General features: G+C 69.9%; 10 protein-coding genes. 3 read left to right on the top strand and 7 right to left on the bottom strand.

Annotated elements, in window-relative coordinates; translation table 11 throughout:
• Window positions 1-32: 32 nt before the first annotated feature.
• On the bottom strand, window positions 33-1250 hold the full coding sequence (locus ACGFNK_RS24175) for a right-handed parallel beta-helix repeat-containing protein (protein ID WP_393419060.1): 1218 nt from the start codon (window positions 1248-1250) through the stop codon (window positions 33-35).
• A 350-nt stretch (window positions 1251-1600) separates the two neighbouring features.
• Between ACGFNK_RS24175 and ACGFNK_RS24170 the strand changes: the two genes are divergently transcribed.
• Window positions 1601-4441, top strand: a complete 2841-nt coding sequence (locus ACGFNK_RS24170; protein WP_393419058.1) for a beta-L-arabinofuranosidase domain-containing protein — start codon at window positions 1601-1603, stop codon at window positions 4439-4441.
• 69 nt (window positions 4442-4510) lie between these two features.
• Here the strand turns inward: ACGFNK_RS24170 and ACGFNK_RS24165 are convergent, their stop codons facing one another.
• Window positions 4511-5614 (bottom strand): mechanosensitive ion channel family protein, encoded by a 1104-nt coding sequence (locus ACGFNK_RS24165; RefSeq protein WP_393419056.1) that lies wholly within the window; start codon window positions 5612-5614, stop codon window positions 4511-4513.
• Window positions 5615-5948: 334 nt separating this feature from the next.
• On the bottom strand, window positions 5949-6911 hold the full coding sequence (locus tag ACGFNK_RS24160) for a YbhN family protein (protein ID WP_393419054.1): 963 nt from the start codon (window positions 6909-6911) through the stop codon (window positions 5949-5951).
• A gap of 145 nt (window positions 6912-7056) precedes the next feature.
• Between ACGFNK_RS24160 and ACGFNK_RS24155 the strand changes: the two genes are divergently transcribed.
• Window positions 7057-8934: an ABC transporter ATP-binding protein gene (locus ACGFNK_RS24155; RefSeq protein WP_393419411.1), complete on the top strand. Its 1878-nt coding sequence runs from the start codon at window positions 7057-7059 to the stop codon at window positions 8932-8934.
• Between the two features lie 6 nt (window positions 8935-8940).
• Here ACGFNK_RS24155 and ACGFNK_RS24150 read toward each other — a convergent pair whose 3' ends face one another.
• The 3 genes from ACGFNK_RS24150 to ACGFNK_RS24140 all read right to left on the bottom strand — a co-directional run bounded on the left by ACGFNK_RS24150 (window position 8941) and on the right by ACGFNK_RS24140 (window position 12966).
• Window positions 8941-9141 (bottom strand): hypothetical protein, encoded by a 201-nt coding sequence (locus tag ACGFNK_RS24150; RefSeq protein ID WP_393419052.1) that lies wholly within the window; start codon window positions 9139-9141, stop codon window positions 8941-8943.
• Between the two features lie 518 nt (window positions 9142-9659).
• Window positions 9660-12440 (bottom strand): LuxR C-terminal-related transcriptional regulator, encoded by a 2781-nt coding sequence (locus ACGFNK_RS24145; RefSeq protein WP_393419050.1) that lies wholly within the window; start codon window positions 12438-12440, stop codon window positions 9660-9662.
• Between the two features lie 112 nt (window positions 12441-12552).
• Window positions 12553-12966: a hypothetical protein gene (locus tag ACGFNK_RS24140; protein ID WP_386343156.1), complete on the bottom strand. Its 414-nt coding sequence runs from the start codon at window positions 12964-12966 to the stop codon at window positions 12553-12555.
• Between the two features lie 286 nt (window positions 12967-13252).
• On the opposite strand from ACGFNK_RS24140, the gene ACGFNK_RS24135 reads away from it, so the two are divergent.
• Window positions 13253-14191, top strand: coding sequence for a universal stress protein (locus tag ACGFNK_RS24135; protein WP_393419048.1), 939 nt, complete (start codon window positions 13253-13255; stop codon window positions 14189-14191).
• Window positions 14192-14248: 57 nt separating this feature from the next.
• On the opposite strand, the gene ACGFNK_RS24130 is transcribed toward ACGFNK_RS24135, so the two are convergent.
• Complete coding sequence (locus ACGFNK_RS24130; RefSeq protein WP_393419046.1) at window positions 14249-15532, bottom strand: cytochrome P450; 1284 nt, start codon at window positions 15530-15532, stop codon at window positions 14249-14251.
• Between the last annotated feature and the right edge of the window lie 21 nt (window positions 15533-15553).

Genomic DNA, 15553 nt, shown 5'->3' with positions numbered 1-15553 from the left:
CCCTGTGGAACGGGCCGTACGCGGCGGTCAGTTCACAGGCGCGCCCCGATGGCGGTGCCGTTACGCGGGACCAGGAAGCCGGCGGCGGACGGAAGCGAGCCGTCGGCGTCGCGGGGTCCCGTGAGCGCGGCCGGGTTTGTGCTCTGGACGGACGACTCGCCCCAACTGCCGCCCAGATTCCAGGAGTTGCCGGTGGCAACGGTGCCCGAGCCGACGGCGGCGGCCCGCCCGTCCGCGACCGACAGGTTCTCCTTCAGCACGGCACGCGATCCCGCACCGTCGGCGTCGAAGCCCGTTCCGGCGTTGCCGAAGGTGGAGTTGCGGCTGAGCGCGAGCGCTCCGGGGTTGCCGTTGTCGGTGATGCCGTGCTTGGCGTTCTTGAAGGAGACGCTGTTGCGCAGGGTGTGGGCGACCGACGGGTCGGGGTCCCCGCCGCCCATCTTGAAGCCGTTGCCGTCGCCCGCGAAGTCGGGGAAGTTCCAGCGGTTGAAGCCGTTGCCGTACGCGATCGTGTCCTCGATGACGATCGGCGAGGTGAACTCCCAGGCGTCGAAGCCGTCGTCGACGTTGTTCCACAGCCGCGCGCCCTGCACTACGTTGCCGCTTCCGCTGCCTTCCTTGATGGCGAGCCCGTCCGCGCTCTCGCCGTTCTTGCGCGGATCGCGGTTGCCGTAACTGTCCAGGTTCAGGATCTGGTTGTTGCTGGAGGCACCCTGAAGCTGGAACCCCGACTCGTAGTTGTCGTGGGTTCGCAAGCCGGAGAAGACGTTGTTGTTGCAGCCGTCGCAGTAGATGCCGTACGGGCCGTTCACGATCTCCAGTCCCGAGATCCGCCAGTGGGACGCCTCCTGGTGGATGGCGCCGCGCTCGGCACGCGGGATGCTGCCGCCCACGGGCGTGTGACTGGCGGGAAGTTGCTCCCCGTCGACGACGACGCGTTCACCCTGGTACGCCTCCAGGGTGATCGGCTGGGACGCCGTGCCCGAGGTGGTGATGGTGATGTTGTCGGTCATCCCGTACGTACCGCCGCGGACGGCGATGACGTCACCGGGCCGCGCCTTGTCCACGGCCTTCTGGATCGTCCGCAGCGGACGCGCGAGCGTTCCGGTAGCGGAGTCGTCGCCGTTCACGGCCACGACGATGGTGGGCGTGGCGGCGGCTGGCATCTCCTCGGCCGTCGCTGTCGCCATCGTCGCCGGCACCGCGGCACCCAGCACGAGTAATCCGGTGAGCACACCGACTGTGCGCATAAGGCTTCCTCTTCCTGTCCGGACGGATGTCGCCTTTGAGTGGTCACCCGACCGCGGAACGTTGCCGTGCCGCGCGGTCAGGAACCATGAACAGCACCGGCCAACGGCCGACATTTCGAACGGAGTTCGGCAAGCCGGTCAGAACGTAAGGTGCAGGTGGGGCTCCGTCAAGACTTCGTGAACGCATGGCGACTTCTGTTGCCGGTGAGGCGCAGGCGTACGCACTCGCCGATCGTGACGTAACCATTGACGTGTTCCCTACCGCCTCTTACGTTCTGGTCGGTTGTCCGAACCGTGATCGATATATCGGACACGCTCCCGACTGGAAGCTTGAGCAGAAGAGGCCCCCCATGGCGTCATCGCCCTCACGAAGAGCCGTTCTCCGCACCGCCGCCCTGGTCGCCGCGGCCCCCGTGGTGTCCACGATCCCCGTCGGCCGCGCCGCCGCCGAAACCCGCGCCGCCGCGGCGGCAGTCGCCGTCGCGGCCGGGCTGCCGGCGCCGACCGCCTGGGCGGTGCGGCCGTTCGAGCTGGAGGACGTGAAGCTCGGGCAGGGCGTCTTCGCCACCAAGCGCCAGCTGATGCTCGACCACGGCCGCGGCTACGACGTGAACCGGCTGCTCCAGGTCTTCCGCGCCAACGCCGGGCTCTCCACGGGCGGGGCGGTGGCCCCCGGCGGCTGGGAGGGTCTGGACGGCGAGGCCAACGGCAACCTCCGCGGCCACTACACCGGCCACTTCCTGACCATGCTGTCGCAGGCATACGCGTCGACCGGCGACCAGGCGTACGCCGACAAGATCCGCACCATGATCGGAGCACTGACCGACGTGCGCGCGGCACTGCGCAGCGACCCGCGCATGCTCGCCGTCACCGGGAAGTGGGGCGGCGCCCACGAGAACGTCCGGGGGTCGTACCAGTACGTCGATCTTCCGGCCGCCGTGCTCGGCGGTGCCGCGGCGATCACCCTGTCGGTCTGGGTGAAGCCCACCCACAACGCCAACTGGCAGCGTGTCTTCGACTTCGGCAACAACGCCACCCGGTACATGTACCTGGCCGGCCGCAACGCGAACGGAGTGCCGCGGTTCGCCATCACCACCAACGGGCCGGGCGGGGAGCAGGGGCTCAACGGCACCGCCGCACTGCCGCTGAACCAGTGGAGCCATCTGGCGGTGACCATCTCCGGCAGCACCGGCACCCTCTACGTCAACGGCACCGCCGTCGCCCAGAACACCTCGATGACGCTCAACCCGTCCGTCCTGGGCACCCTGACGAACAACTGGCTGGGCCGCTCGAACTTCTCCGGCGACCCGGTGTTCGCGGGCGCCTTCGACGAGTTCAACGTCTGGTCACGGGCCCTGTCCGCGGCCGAGATCACCTCGCTGCAGACGAACGAGGCGAAGAACTCCGCCGCCGGACTCGGCAACCTCGCGTCGTACTACTTCGCCACCACCACCGGCGGCACCTTCGCGGACGCCTCGGGCCGCGGCCTGACCGCCACCCTGCGCCGCACCTGGGGCGGGCCGAGCCACCCCGGGTTCCTCGCCGCGTATCCGGAGACGCAGTTCATCGACCTGGAGTCGCGGACCACCGCGGACTACACCAAGGTCTGGGCTCCCTACTACACCGCGCACAAGATCCTCAAGGGTCTGCTGGACGCCTACCTCGCCACGGACGACGACCGGGCGCTCGACCTCGCGTCCGGCATGTGCGACTGGATGTACTCCCGGCTGTCCAAGCTGCCCGACTCCACCCTCCAGCGGATGTGGGGCATCTTCTCCAGCGGCGAGTTCGGCGGCATCGTGGAGACGATCGTCGACCTGCACTCGATCACCGGCAAGGCCGAACACCTCGCACTGGCCAAGCTGTTCGACCTCGACAAGCTCATCGACGCCTGCGCCGCGAACACCGACACGCTGGACGGCCTGCACGCCAACCAGCACATCCCGATCTTCACCGGGTACGTCCGGCTGTACGACGCGACCGGCGAGACCCGCTACCTCACCGCCGCCAAGAACTTCTGGGGCATGGTCATCCCGCACCGGATGTTCGGCATCGGCGGTACGAGCACGGCCGAGTTCTGGAAGGCCCGCGGCGTCATCGCAGGCACGATCAGCGACACCAGCGCCGAGTCCTGCTGCGCGTACAACCTGCTCAAGCTGAGCCGGACGCTGTTCTTCCACGACCAGGACCCGAAGTACATGGACTACTACGAGCGGGGTCTGTACAACCAGGTCCTCGGCTCCAAGCAGGACAAGGCGGACGCGGAGAAACCGCTCGTCACGTACTTCATCGGCCTCACTCCCGGGCATGTGCGCGACTACACGCCCAAGCAGGGCACCACCTGCTGCGAGGGCACCGGCATGGAGAGCGCCACCAAGTACCAGGACTCGGTGTACTTCACGAAGGCCGACAACTCCGCCCTGTACGTCAACCTGTACAGCCCCTCCACGCTGACCTGGTCCGCGAAGGGCATCACCGTCACGCAGGCCACGGACTACCCGAGGGAGCAGGGCTCCACGCTCACCATCAGCGGCGGCAGCGCCTCCTTCGAGATGAAGCTGCGCGTGCCGTCCTGGGCGACCGGCGGCTTCCGGGTGACCGTCAACGGCAGCGCGGTGAGCGGGACCCCGACCCCCGGCAGCTACTTCACCATCTCCCGGAACTGGCAGAGCGGCGACACCGTACGCGTCACCATCCCGTTCCGGCTGCGGGTGGAGAAGGCACTCGACGACCCGTCCCTGCAGACCCTGTTCTACGGGCCGGTCAACCTGGTGGGCCGCAACTCCAGCACGAGCCACCTCCAGGTCGGGCTCTACAAGAACGCCGCACTCTCCGGCGACCTGCTGCCCTCACTGACGCCGGTGTCCGGCAAGCCCCTCCACTACACGCTGAACGGCACCGAGTTCGCCCCCTTCTACGAGGGCACCGAGGACCGGACGCACGCCTATGTCCGCCGGGCGGAGCCCAAGGTCGTCTTCGGGAACACGGACTCCGGGGTCGCCAACCCGGCGAAGACCGACGGGACGACGCTGCTCGACGAGATCTGGGCCGGGGTGCCGTTCGCCGGCAAGAGCGCGCTGGTGACGCGGGTGCGGTCGACGGTGGACGCGTGGGTGTCCGCGGGCCGGCTCACCCAGGCCGACGGTCAGCAGGTGATCACCACGGCGCAGAACGCCACGTACGTACCCTGACGCCCCCTCTCCGGGCGGGGCAACTGCCGGGGAGGTCACCGGTGTTGACACGGTGACCTCCCGCTCGGCTCATGCTTTCTGCGCGTCTACGGAGATGGTTGTGACGCCGTCCCACTGCGGCGGAATGGCCCCGCTGCCGTTCGGACCGCCGTTCTGCAGCGCGATCGTCCGCGCGGGGGAGGGAATCCTGATGCCCTCGACCCGGTAGCGCGTGTGCAGCCGCTTGATGAACTCGTGCTTGATCCGGTACTGGTCGCTGAACTCGCCGACCCCCAGGATGACCGTGAAGCTGATCCGCGAATCCCCGAACGTGTGGAAGCGGATGGCGGGTTCGTGCTCGGGCATGGCGCCCTCGACCTCCGTCATCACCTCGATCACGACCTCGGAGGTCACCCGCTCCACATGCTCCAGGTCACTGTCGTAGCCGACCCCGACCTGAACAGTGAGCGTCATCTCCTGTTCGGGACGGCTGTAGTTGGTCATGTTCGTGCTGGACAGCTGGGCGTTGGGGATGATCACGAGGTTGTTGGAGAGATTACGTACGACGGTGTTGCGCCAGTTGATGTCGACGACGTAGCCCTCCTCACCACTCGTCAGCCGGATGTAGTCACCGGGCTGGATCGTCTTCGAGGCGAGGATGTGGATGCCCGCGAAGAGGTTCGCGAGGGTGTCCTGGAGGGCGAGGGCGACCGCGAGACCGCCGACGCCGAGGGCGGTGAGCAGCGGCGCGATGGAGATGCCCAGGGTCTGCAGGACGATCAGGATGCCGATCGCCAGCACGACGACACGGGTGATGTTGACGAAGATCGTGGCCGATCCGGCGACGCCCTGCCGTGACTGGGTCACCGCCCGCACCAGGCCCGTGACGATGCGCGCCGCCGTGATGGTGGAGGCGAGGATGAGGAGAACCGTCAGGATCTGGTTGACGTTGTGATTGACCCGGCTCGTCAGGGGCAGGGCCGCCGCGGCGGCGGCCACACCGCCGGCGAGCGCCGCGATCGGTACCAGCGCGCGAAGCGAGTCGACGATGACGTCGTCCCCCCTCCAGCTCGTACGGTCCGCGTGCTTGCCCAGCCAGCGCAGCAGCATCCGCGCCAGGACGCCCGCCGCAAGTCCGACGGCCACCCAGACGCCGGCGATGATCATGTCCTGCGCGGTGAGATCGCGGTTCACCAGCTGCCTCCCGTCACGCCGGGAAGGGCGCGTACGCCCGGTATGTGATGTCTCGTCACTTGGCCACCTGCTGCTCGATTCCGTGATGTGCGCTCCCGCCGGGACATCTGTGCGAAGTCCGACGGGCTCGCTCATCCTGCCGCATCCGCGCGCTTGCCTCGCCCCTGGCCCACTTCGTTTCCGGCCATCGTCGTAGGCGCAACGGGCGTGTGGACGCGCGGCGCGGCTGGGGCAAGGCTTGCGTGGAGTGATCACAGACGACTCGGGGGTGGGGCCCACCCTGGTCATCGCAGCGCCCAAGTTGGCCTGGATGCGCCGACGTCGGGGAGGGGTGTCAGATCATCTTCAGGCGCACCAGCGCGCCCAGCGTCAATGCCCCCGGCAGCAGCGGCAGCCACACCGTGATGATGCGGTACGCGAGTACGACCGCTGTCGCCACCGCGGCCGGGCCGCCCGCCGCCACCAGCGCGACGATCAGCGCGGCCTCGACCGAGCCGATACCGCCCGGCGTGGGGATGAGTGCGACGGCGACCGTCGCCGCCAGATACGCGACCACGATGTGCAACGGAGACACCGGCAGCCCCAACGCCAGCCCCACCGCGACCAGTCCGGCCGCCTGCAGGATGGGAAAGGAGAACGAACCGCCCCACAATGCGAGGGCGCGCGCCGGCCGGGTGTGCACGGAGCGCGCCTCACCCAGCGCGGTCCGCAGGAAGGTCGACACGGCGGTACGCAGCCGTCGTACGAGCAGCAGGACCGCCACCGCGACGCACACTGCCGCACCGGCGGCCAGCAGCAGCGGACCGGCCGCGGCGTCCGGAATGAGCTTGCCGAGTCGCAACGCGTCGGGGAAGGCGATCAGGAGGGCCAGCAACAGGCCGGTCCGGGCTATGGACTCCGCGAGCAGATAGAGCGCGAGCGCGGCCGAGGAGCGGGCCAGCGGAACACCGCACACCGCCATGAACCGGAGGTTGACGGCGCTCGCGCCGAGCCCGGTCGGCAGCAGATGGTTGGCGGCGCCCGCGGCGAACTGCGTGGCGAGCAGCCGGCACCTGGGCAGCCGCTCGACCAGGGCGCCCTGACGGGTGACGGCCGCCGCGACCCAGGTGAGGCAGGTCGCCGCCCCCGCTGCCAGCAGCCAGGGCCACTTGGCTGTCGCCAGGTGGCCGAAGCCGTCCACGAGCACGGACCAGTGGCGCACCGCGACCACGGCCACGAGGGCGAGCGGAAGCAGGCACAGGATCTGGCGGACCGGGATGCGTCGGTGGAGGGCTGGGGCAAGTCGTACGTCCGTCACACCGGGAGGTTTTCCGCGCCGCGCCAACGGGGGGTTGCGTGCACGGGGACGGCGGCTTACGCGCCGCGCACGTCCTTGGATCACGCGTATCGATCAACCCCTTGACCTCAATGTTGCTTGAGGTTCTAACGTCGTCTCCATGAGCATGGAAACCACAGCATGGATGCAGCTGCACAGCGTCATGAACGCCCAGCAGGAACGCCGCCCCTTCGCCCGCGCGACGCTGCGCCGCATCGCCGGCTTCGCCCGTCCGCACCGCCGCCGTATAGCGCAGTTCGTCCTGCTCAGCGTGGCGACCGCGCTGCTCGCGGTGGCGACGCCGGTCCTCGCCGGGCGCGTCGTGGACGCGATCGTGTCCGGCGGTGAGGAGGGCACGGTCATACGCCTTGCCCTGCTCATCGCCCTGATCGCGTTCGCCGAGGCGGGGCTGGGCCTTGCGAGCCGCTGGCTCTCGTCGAGGCTCGGTGAGGGACTCATCCTCGATCTGCGGACGGCGGTGTTCGATCATGTGCAGCGCATGCCGGTCGCGTTCTTCACACGCACGCGTACGGGAGCGCTCGTCAGCCGTCTCAACAACGACGTGATCGGCGCCCAGCGGGCGTTCAGCAACACCCTGTCCGGAGTGGTCGGCAACCTCGTGACGCTGCTGCTCACCCTCGCCGTCATGCTCACCCTGTCCTGGCAGATCACCTTGCTCGCCCTGGTCCTGCTCCCGGTGTTCGTCGTCCCCGCCCGCCGCATGGGCCGCCGGATGGCGAAGCTCCAGCGCGAGGCCGCGGACCTGAACGCCGCGATGGGCACCCGCATGACCGAGCGCTTCTCGGCGCCCGGCGCCACGCTGGTCAAGCTCTTCGGGCGGCCGGACGACGAGTCGGAGGAGTTCGCGGCGCGGGCCCGGCGGGTGCGCGACATCGGGGTGCGTACGGCGATGGCGCAGACGGCGTTCATCACCGCGCTGACCCTCGTCTCCGCGCTCGCACTCGCCCTGGTGTACGGCCTGGGCGGCTGGTTCGCGCTGCGCGGCAGCCTGGAGCCGGGCGCCGTGGTGTCGCTTGCGCTGCTCCTCACCCGCCTGTACGCGCCGCTGACATCCTTGGCGGGAGCCCGAGTCGAGGTCATGAGCGCCCTCGTGAGCTTCGAGCGCGTTTTCGAGGTGCTCGACCTGAAGCCGCTGATCGAGGAGAAGCCGGGCGCCCGGAAGGTGCCGGACGGTCCGGTCTCCGTGGAGTTCACCGATGTCCGCTTCGGCTACCCCTCCGCCGACAAGGTCTCCCTGGCCTCGCTGGAGGAGGTCGCCTCGTTGGACACCCGCGGTGGCGCCGAGGTCCTGCACGGCATCTCCTTCCGCGCCGAACCCGGACAGACCGTCGCCCTCGTCGGCTCCTCCGGCGCCGGAAAGTCGACCATCGCGCAACTGCTGCCCCGGCTGTACGACACCGACGAGGGCTCCGTACGCATCGGCGGCGTCGACGTACGCGAACTGAGCGCCGAGTCGATGCGCGCAGCCGTCGGCATGGTCACCCAGGACGGGCACCTCTTCCACGACTCGGTCCGCGCCAACCTGCTGCTCGCCCGGCCGGGCGCCGACGACGACGAACTGTGGGACGTCCTGCGCCGCGCCCGCCTCGACGACCTCGTACGCTCCCTGCCCGACGGCCTTGACACCGTGGTCGGCGAGCGCGGCTACCGGCTCTCCGGCGGCGAACGCCAGCGCATGACGATCGCCCGCCTGCTGCTGGCCCGCCAGCGGATCGTCATCCTCGACGAGGCCACCGCCCACCTGGACAACACCTCGGAAGCCGCCGTCCAGGAGGCGCTCACCGAAGCCCTGGAGGGCCGCACGGCGGTAGTCATCGCCCACCGGCTGTCGACGGTAAGGGCCGCCGACGCGATCCTCGTGGTCGAGGCGGGCCGGATCGTGGAGCGGGGCACACACGAGGAGTTGCTCGCGGTGGGCGGGCGGTACGCGGAGCTGTACCGGACGCAGTTCCAGAAGGCTGCGCCGCTCGAGGCGGCGGCATGAGCAGCGTCACCCTTCCGGCAGTCGGCGCATTTCGACGACCTGCAGGCCCAGGTCCTGGAACCGGAGGAGCAGCCCGTAGAGGTGCGCCTCGTCGGTGACCCGTCCGAAGAGGAGGGTCTGCCCCGGGGCCGGGACCTTGTCCAGCTCGGGAAATGCCCCGGCAAGGGCTGCGGACAGTCGGCCGGTCACGCGGAACTCGTATCGCATCGGCATGGCTCTCCCTCGGCCGGTGGAGCCGTTGCCTGCGAGCGTGGCTCGCGCCACGTCGGGGTGGCATCACTCGCATCAGGTGAGATCCGTTGCCGGGTGCGGGTCCGTCGTGGCTGGTCGCGCCCCGCGGCAGAGCCGCTGATGTCACAGCCCCGCGCCCCTGGGTGGGTGGTGGGTGCGGGGCCGTGGGCCGGTGCGTCAGCCCGTCGCCAACAGGGCGTACGGCCCTGTGCTGATACAGGGCGCAGATGGGCCGAGACAGAACCTACGCGACGGGCATACGACGCACCGGCCCACGTCCCCTCCCGCCGGTGGGAGGGAGCCGGTGTCGTCGGGGCGCGGGCTCCTTCTGGGCGCGGGCAGTCGCAGGCTTTTGCTTTCAGGGGTGCGGGGCTGTGTCGATTTGCGGCTCCGCCGCGTGGGCGCGACCAGCCACACACAACCCGCAGCCGCGAGACGAAGTGTCACCCACCACCCCCTGGCGGGGGCCCGGGGCGCAGCCCCGAGGAGTCCCCTCAGAAGAGCAGGCCGAGCTCCCGTGCTCGCCGTACCGCCTCGCCCCGGCGGGAGACGACGAGCTTGCGGTAGATGCTCCGCAGATGCGTCTTGACCGTGTTGACCGACAGGCACATCGCCTCCGCGATCTCCTCGGTCGACATGACCTGTGCGCAGTGCTGGAGCACTTGACGCTCGCGGTCGCTGAGCTGCTCCACGACAAGAGGGGCCGAGGGGCTTCCGTCCGCGGGGAGGCGGTCCGCGCGGAACGTACCGTTGACGGCCGCCAGTCGGGCCGTGAGCCATGCGTGCCTGAGGGCCGTCTCAGGCCGCAGCTCCAGGAGATGCCGCACCCAGGGGCCCGCCTCGAGGAAGGGGCGGCGCAGTGTTTCGGGTCGGGCGGCGGTCAGCGCTTCGCCGAGCGTGCTGTGCGCCGTCTCGGTGTCCTTGGCCAGGAGCGCGGCGTGGGCCCGTATCAGGAGGATGTCGACCCGTTGCGCGAGTCCCGCGTCTCGCTGATCGCCCGGCGCTGGGAGGAGACCGAGCGTCCGGTCCGGGTCTCCTGACGCGAGGTGAGCGCGGGCAAGGGCGATGACGTGCGCCGACGTGTCAGGGCCGGCTCCGTGCAGGGCGGTGATCGCCGCCGCTGGATCGCCCCGGGCCAGCTGGATGGCCGAGTTCGCGAGGGCGATGCGCTGCGACGGCCACGGTGGCAGCGTCGGCGGACGAACCTCGGGTGCCGCGATGGCCGCGAGGGCGGCGCGCCAGCGGCCTTGCGCGAGGTTCCACCGGGAGCGCAGCACCAGCATTTCGGTACGCGTGCCCGGGTCGTGCTCCGCGTCGGGACATTCGGAAGCGAGGTCGAGGTGATGGCGGGCGCCCCGGAGATCGCCGCGTTCGAGGGCGACGGCGGCCAGGGCGAGGTGGCCGATCCCGGACTGCCGGGCCGGTGGGACGGAACGGTTGCGGGCGGTGGCGAGGGCGAACCGGGCGTGTTCCTCGGCCTCGTTGAGTTCACCGCGGAGTGATTCCAGCAGGGCCAGCTGTCCGAGACTGTGGTGCCGCACGACGTCGGTCGCACCGGTGCAGCCGTCCGCCGCCGCGGCGAACGCGGTGCGGGCGGCGCCGAGGTGTCCGGTCAGCAGCAGCCCGCGGGCCAGTCCGTACCGCCGTAGTGCCTCGATTTCCGGGTGCTGCACACGCCGCGACGGGGGCACGTGCCCGGCGAGATCCAGGGTCCGGTCCGCCTCCTGGACGGCATCACACCCGCCTTCGCGGTCCGTGCCGGGCGAGCTGAGAAGCCGGAGCAGGGCGAGTGCCAGCTGTGTCTCTGGAGATGGCTGTGCCTGTTCGGTGCGTATGTGCTCCTCGGCCCGGTCCAGGTGCGCCCGGCAGCCCGCGAGGTCGTACTGGGCGGCGGCGCAGGCGCCCGCGACGAGCGCGGGCGCGGTTCCGGGGAGATCACGGGGCATACCGGCGAAGCAGTTCTCCAGCCGGTGGGCCTCGGGGCCGGTGAGCAGACGCCCGATCTCCAGGTGATCGACCACCCGGGCGGTGGCCCACTCCCAGTCCTCCGTGGCGGCCGCCTGCTCCAGCGCCTCGGTGAGCCGGTCATGGCCGGCGAGCCAGGCCGCGGCCCGGCGGCGCAGCCGGGGTTCGAGGCCGGGATGGTGGTGGCGCAGATGCGTGCGGAGGACCTCGGCGAACAGCGGATGGAAACGGCACCACCGCGTGCCCGCGACGGGCTCGACGAAGGCGCCTGCGCGGGTGAGCCCCGCCAGGATCCACTCCGCGTCCTCACGCCCCGTCAGCGTGTTCGCCAGGTCGGGGTGAACCCGGTCGAGAATGCTCGCGCGCATCAGCAGGTCCCGGGTGGCCTCGGGCTGGGTGTCGAGGACCTCGGCGAGCAGGTAGTCGGCGACCGCGCTCTGGGACGCCGCGAAGGAGCGGGCGAAGCCGTTCGGGTCGTCGGCCCGCTGCATCTCCAGGGCGCACAGCCTCAGCCCTGCTGCCCAGCCTCCGGTGCGAGCCGTCAGAACGTCGACGCTTTCCTCGCAGGAGTCCAGTCCATGTCCGCGCAGCAGCGCGGCGGCCTCTTGCCGGGTGAACGCCAGATGGGCGCTGCGGATCTCGCAGATCCGGCCCTGGGCACGGTAGCGGTGCAGCGGAAGCAAGGGGTCGATCCGGCTGATGACGACCAGGCGCAAACTCGGTCCCGCGTGGCTCAGCACGAAATCCAGGGCTGAGGCCACCTCGCGTACGGGAACCTGGTCGAGACCGTCGAGTACGAACACGACCGGCCGGTGCTGGTGGGCCAGTCCGGACGCCAGCCTCGCGAGCAGGGAGTACTCGACGAACTCGGCGGACCCGGGCCGATCCGGGTCCTCGGGCAGCTCGACCTGGTGATGGCGCAGCGCTTCGAGAACGTACGACCAGAACACCCCGGGCGCTCTGTCCTCATGCTCGGCAGTCAGCCACACCACCGGGCCCGGCGCCGTCCCCTCGGCCACCCACGAGGCCGCCAGCGTCGTCTTCCCCGCGCCCGCCGGGCCGGTGATCAGCGTCAGAGGGCCGGCCGTACCCGTGGTGAGCCGGTCCAGCAGCCGCTGCCGACGTACGAGTGTCCGTGGCACGGCCGGAATCGCGAACTTCGCCGCCAGCAGCGGGTCACCTGTCGGTCCTCGGAGCGCATCCGCGCCGCCGTGGCCGGAAGCCGGGACGTTCTCCGATGTGCGGTTGTCGCGAGTGTCGCGGGGTTCTCCACCGCTGTCCCACGCTGCTGAGGCTGTACTGCGGGGCATGGCCACCACCCTCTGGGTGCGGCTTCCGACGTGACTGAGGCCTCAGTTCCATCTGACGGCCTCAAGCTCATGATCGCCACACGAGCCGCACGAGAGTGGGCGGCCGGCCCGCTCAGTGCCTGGTCTCCGGCCGCACCACGCACAGTGCCCAGATGACGAAGGAGTACAGGGCTATCGCGATGATCGACCAGACCGGGTAGTAGGGCAGGGACAGGAAGTTCGCGATGATCAGGAATCCGGCGATCGCCACACCGGCGATCCGGGCCACGAGCCCGGCCTTGAACAGGCTGACACCGATGAGGACCCCCACGAATCCGAGGATCAGGTGGAACCAGCCCCACCCGGTCAGGTCGAACCGGAAGACGTACTGCGGCGTCGTGACGAAGAGATCGTCGTCGGCGATGGCCATGATGCCCCGGAAGATGTCGAGGATTCCGGCGATGACCAGCATGACCGCCGCGAACGCGACGAGTCCGGAGGCAGCAGCCATCGTTTCGGGGGAGCGGCGGTGCACTGTCTGCGTCATGGCATTTCCTCGATTCGTTGTCCGCCTGTCTCAGGCGGGGATGTGCGCTTGTCTCAGGCGAGGATCAGGACGATGAGGATCGCGCAGGCGATGATGTTGATGAGCCGGACTTCAGCGTGAGGTCACCGCGGACATGAGCACTCACCCGGGATGGGTGATTGTTGTTTCAGGTGGGGCGTTCGGCGGCCAAGGGGCCGACCTCGTACCGGGCGAGTGCAGGGCCGGACGGTCCGCTGTGTGCCCGTACGGCCCATCCCGCCGCCGTCGCCGCGGCCGGAGGCTGAGGATGAGAGCAGACCCGGCACAGGAGGTGCGCGCGATGTTGCCGCCCGTCGTCGTAGAGCCCGTCGTCGTAGGAGTCGACGGATCCGCAGAGAGCCTGGCCGCAGCCGAGTGGGCGGCTCGTGAGGCCGTGCGCCGCGAGCATCCCCTGCGGCTCGTTCACGCCTCGAACTGGCACCCGCCCGGGAGTGAGGGCGTAGCCGAGCGTGACCTCGACCGGAGTGTGCTTCGCCGGGCGGAGGAGAACATCCGCCGTTCCCACGCCGGCCTGCCTCTGGACGACGAACGGGTCCAGGGACCGGCGACCGCCGCCTTGCTGAAGGCGGCAGAGGGCGCCGAACTGCTGGTGCTGGGCTCTCGCGGGCTGAGTGGGTTCACCGGATTCCTGCTGGGCTCGGTCGCCCTCGGCGTGGTGGCGCGGGCCACCCGCCCCGTCGTCCTCGTACGGGCCGGAGAGGAGGCCGAGGACGAGCACCTCCCGGCGGCCGACGGCAGCACCTCCACACAGACCGGCTACCGGGACGTGGTGCTGGGCCTGGACGTCGCGGACCCGTGCGACGAGGTGATCGAGTTCGCCTTCGAGGCGGCGAGGCTCAGGCGTGCCCGGCTGCGGGCCGTCCACGCCTGGCAGGATCCCTCCGCCCTCTGCCTCGGACCGGGCGACATCGCCCTGCTGAACGGCCCGCAACGCGCACAGGAGTGGCAGGGTTTCCTGTCCGCCGTGCTCCAGGTCTGGCGGGACAAGTACCCGGAGGTCGAGGTCGTCGAGACAGTGGCACGCGAGAAGCCCTCGACCGCGCTGCTCCGCGCCGCCTCCGGAGCAAGCCTCCTGGTGGTGGGCCACCGCCTGACCGAGCGTCCGGCCGGCCCGCGCACCGGCCCGGTCACCCATGCCGCCATCCACCACGTGAGCTGCCCCGTGGCCGTCGTCCCCCATGCGTGAGGGGTACGAGGCGTCAGCGGTGCGGGTCAGCTCGCCCCCCCAGTGCCCGCGCCCGCGTCAGGCCAGAGTGACCTCGACCGGCAGTTTCTTGATGCCGTTGACGAAGTTCGAGCGGACGCGGGGGACGTCGCCGGCCAGGCGGATGTCCGCAAGGCGCGGGATCAGTTCCTCGAACATGATGCGGATCTCGGTGCGGGCGAGCAGGTTGCCCAGGCACAGGTGGGGGCTGCCCTTGCCGAAGGTGACGTGATCGTTGTTCTGCCGGGTGACGTCGAAGTCGTACGGGTTGCCGAAGACCTCTTCGTCGCGGTTGCCGGAGGCGAACCACATGACGACCTTGTCGCCCTCCTTGACCCGCTTGCCGCCGAGTTCGACGTCGCGGGTCGCGGTGCGGCGGAAGTGGTAGACGGGGGAGGCCCAGCGCAGGAACTCCTCCACCGCGAGGGGAACCAGGGAGGGGTCCTCCCGCAGGCGGGCCAGCTGCTCGGGGTGCTGGAGCAGGGCCAGCATGGAGTGCGTGATGGTGTGGCGGGTGGTCTCGTTGCCGGCGACGACCAGCAGCAGGAAGTAGTTGTCGAAGTCCTGCGGGGAGAGCGGGACGCCGTCGCGCGGGGTGGTGTTGACGAGCTTCGACACCAGGTCGGTGCCGTCGCCGCCGCGCCGCCGGCGGGCCAACTCCCGTCCGTACTCGAAGACTTCGAGCGAGGCGGGGGAGCGGAAGGGCAGGTCGCGGTACTGCTCGCTCTCCTCGCTGTGGAGCAGCACATCGGCGTAGTCGGGGTCGGTGTTTCCGATGATGCGGTTTCCCCAGTCGATGAGCTGCTGGTTGTCCGTAGGTGGTACGTCGAGGAGGCGGGCCAGCACGTTGATGGGGAAGTCTGCCGAGATCTCCTTGACGAAGTCGAAGGTGCCCTTGGCCAGGGCGGCGTCCAGCGTGGTGGCGGTCAGGCCGCGCAGGAAGTCGGTATAGCTGTTGATGACGCTCGCCCCGAACTGACGCTGGATCAGGCTGCGCAGGGCACGGTGGCGCACGCCGTCCAGCTCCAGGATCGAGGCACGCTTCTTGATCTGGTCCTCGTCGACCTCTTCGAGGTTGACGAACTTCGTGGAGGTGAAGGTCTCGGCGTCGCGGTCGACGCGGGCGATGTCGGCGTGCCGGGTCACTGCCCAGAAGCCGGAGTTGGGGGCCTCCTCGGGCTGCCAGTGCACCGGGTCCTCGTGGCGCAGGGTGTGGAACATGCGCCAGGGGGTGACCCCGTCGGTGAAGTGATCGAGGTCGGCGAGGTCGACGTCCGCGAGCGGCATCGGTTCGCGCAGAGCGTCGGTCAGGGTCTCGGTCATCAAAGGGCTCCTCGGCGGCGC

The organism is Streptomyces sp. NPDC048825, from assembly GCF_043198355.1.
GTDB lineage: Bacteria > Actinomycetota > Actinomycetes > Streptomycetales > Streptomycetaceae > Streptomyces > Streptomyces xiangluensis.
This window is presented reverse-complemented; position numbering and strand designations above follow the sequence as displayed.

Bases quoted from the DNA above. Each gene is read 5' to 3' on its own strand.
- ACGFNK_RS24140 (WP_386343156.1), bottom strand. From the start codon at position 12,966: ATGACGCAGACAGTGCACCGCCGCTCCCCCGAAACGATGGCTGCTGCC.
- ACGFNK_RS24155 (WP_393419411.1), top strand. From the start codon at position 7,057: ATGGAAACCACAGCATGGATGCAGCTGCACAGCGTCATGAACGCCCAG.
- ACGFNK_RS24145 (WP_393419050.1), bottom strand. From the start codon at position 12,440: ATGCCCCGCAGTACAGCCTCAGCAGCGTGGGACAGCGGTGGAGAACCC.
- ACGFNK_RS24135 (WP_393419048.1), top strand. From the start codon at position 13,253: ATGAGAGCAGACCCGGCACAGGAGGTGCGCGCGATGTTGCCGCCCGTC.
- ACGFNK_RS24175 (WP_393419060.1), bottom strand. From the start codon at position 1,250: ATGCGCACAGTCGGTGTGCTCACCGGATTACTCGTGCTGGGTGCCGCG.
- ACGFNK_RS24130 (WP_393419046.1), bottom strand. From the start codon at position 15,532: ATGACCGAGACCCTGACCGACGCTCTGCGCGAACCGATGCCGCTCGCG.
- ACGFNK_RS24150 (WP_393419052.1), bottom strand. From the start codon at position 9,141: ATGCGATACGAGTTCCGCGTGACCGGCCGACTGTCCGCAGCCCTTGCC.
- ACGFNK_RS24170 (WP_393419058.1), top strand. From the start codon at position 1,601: ATGGCGTCATCGCCCTCACGAAGAGCCGTTCTCCGCACCGCCGCCCTG.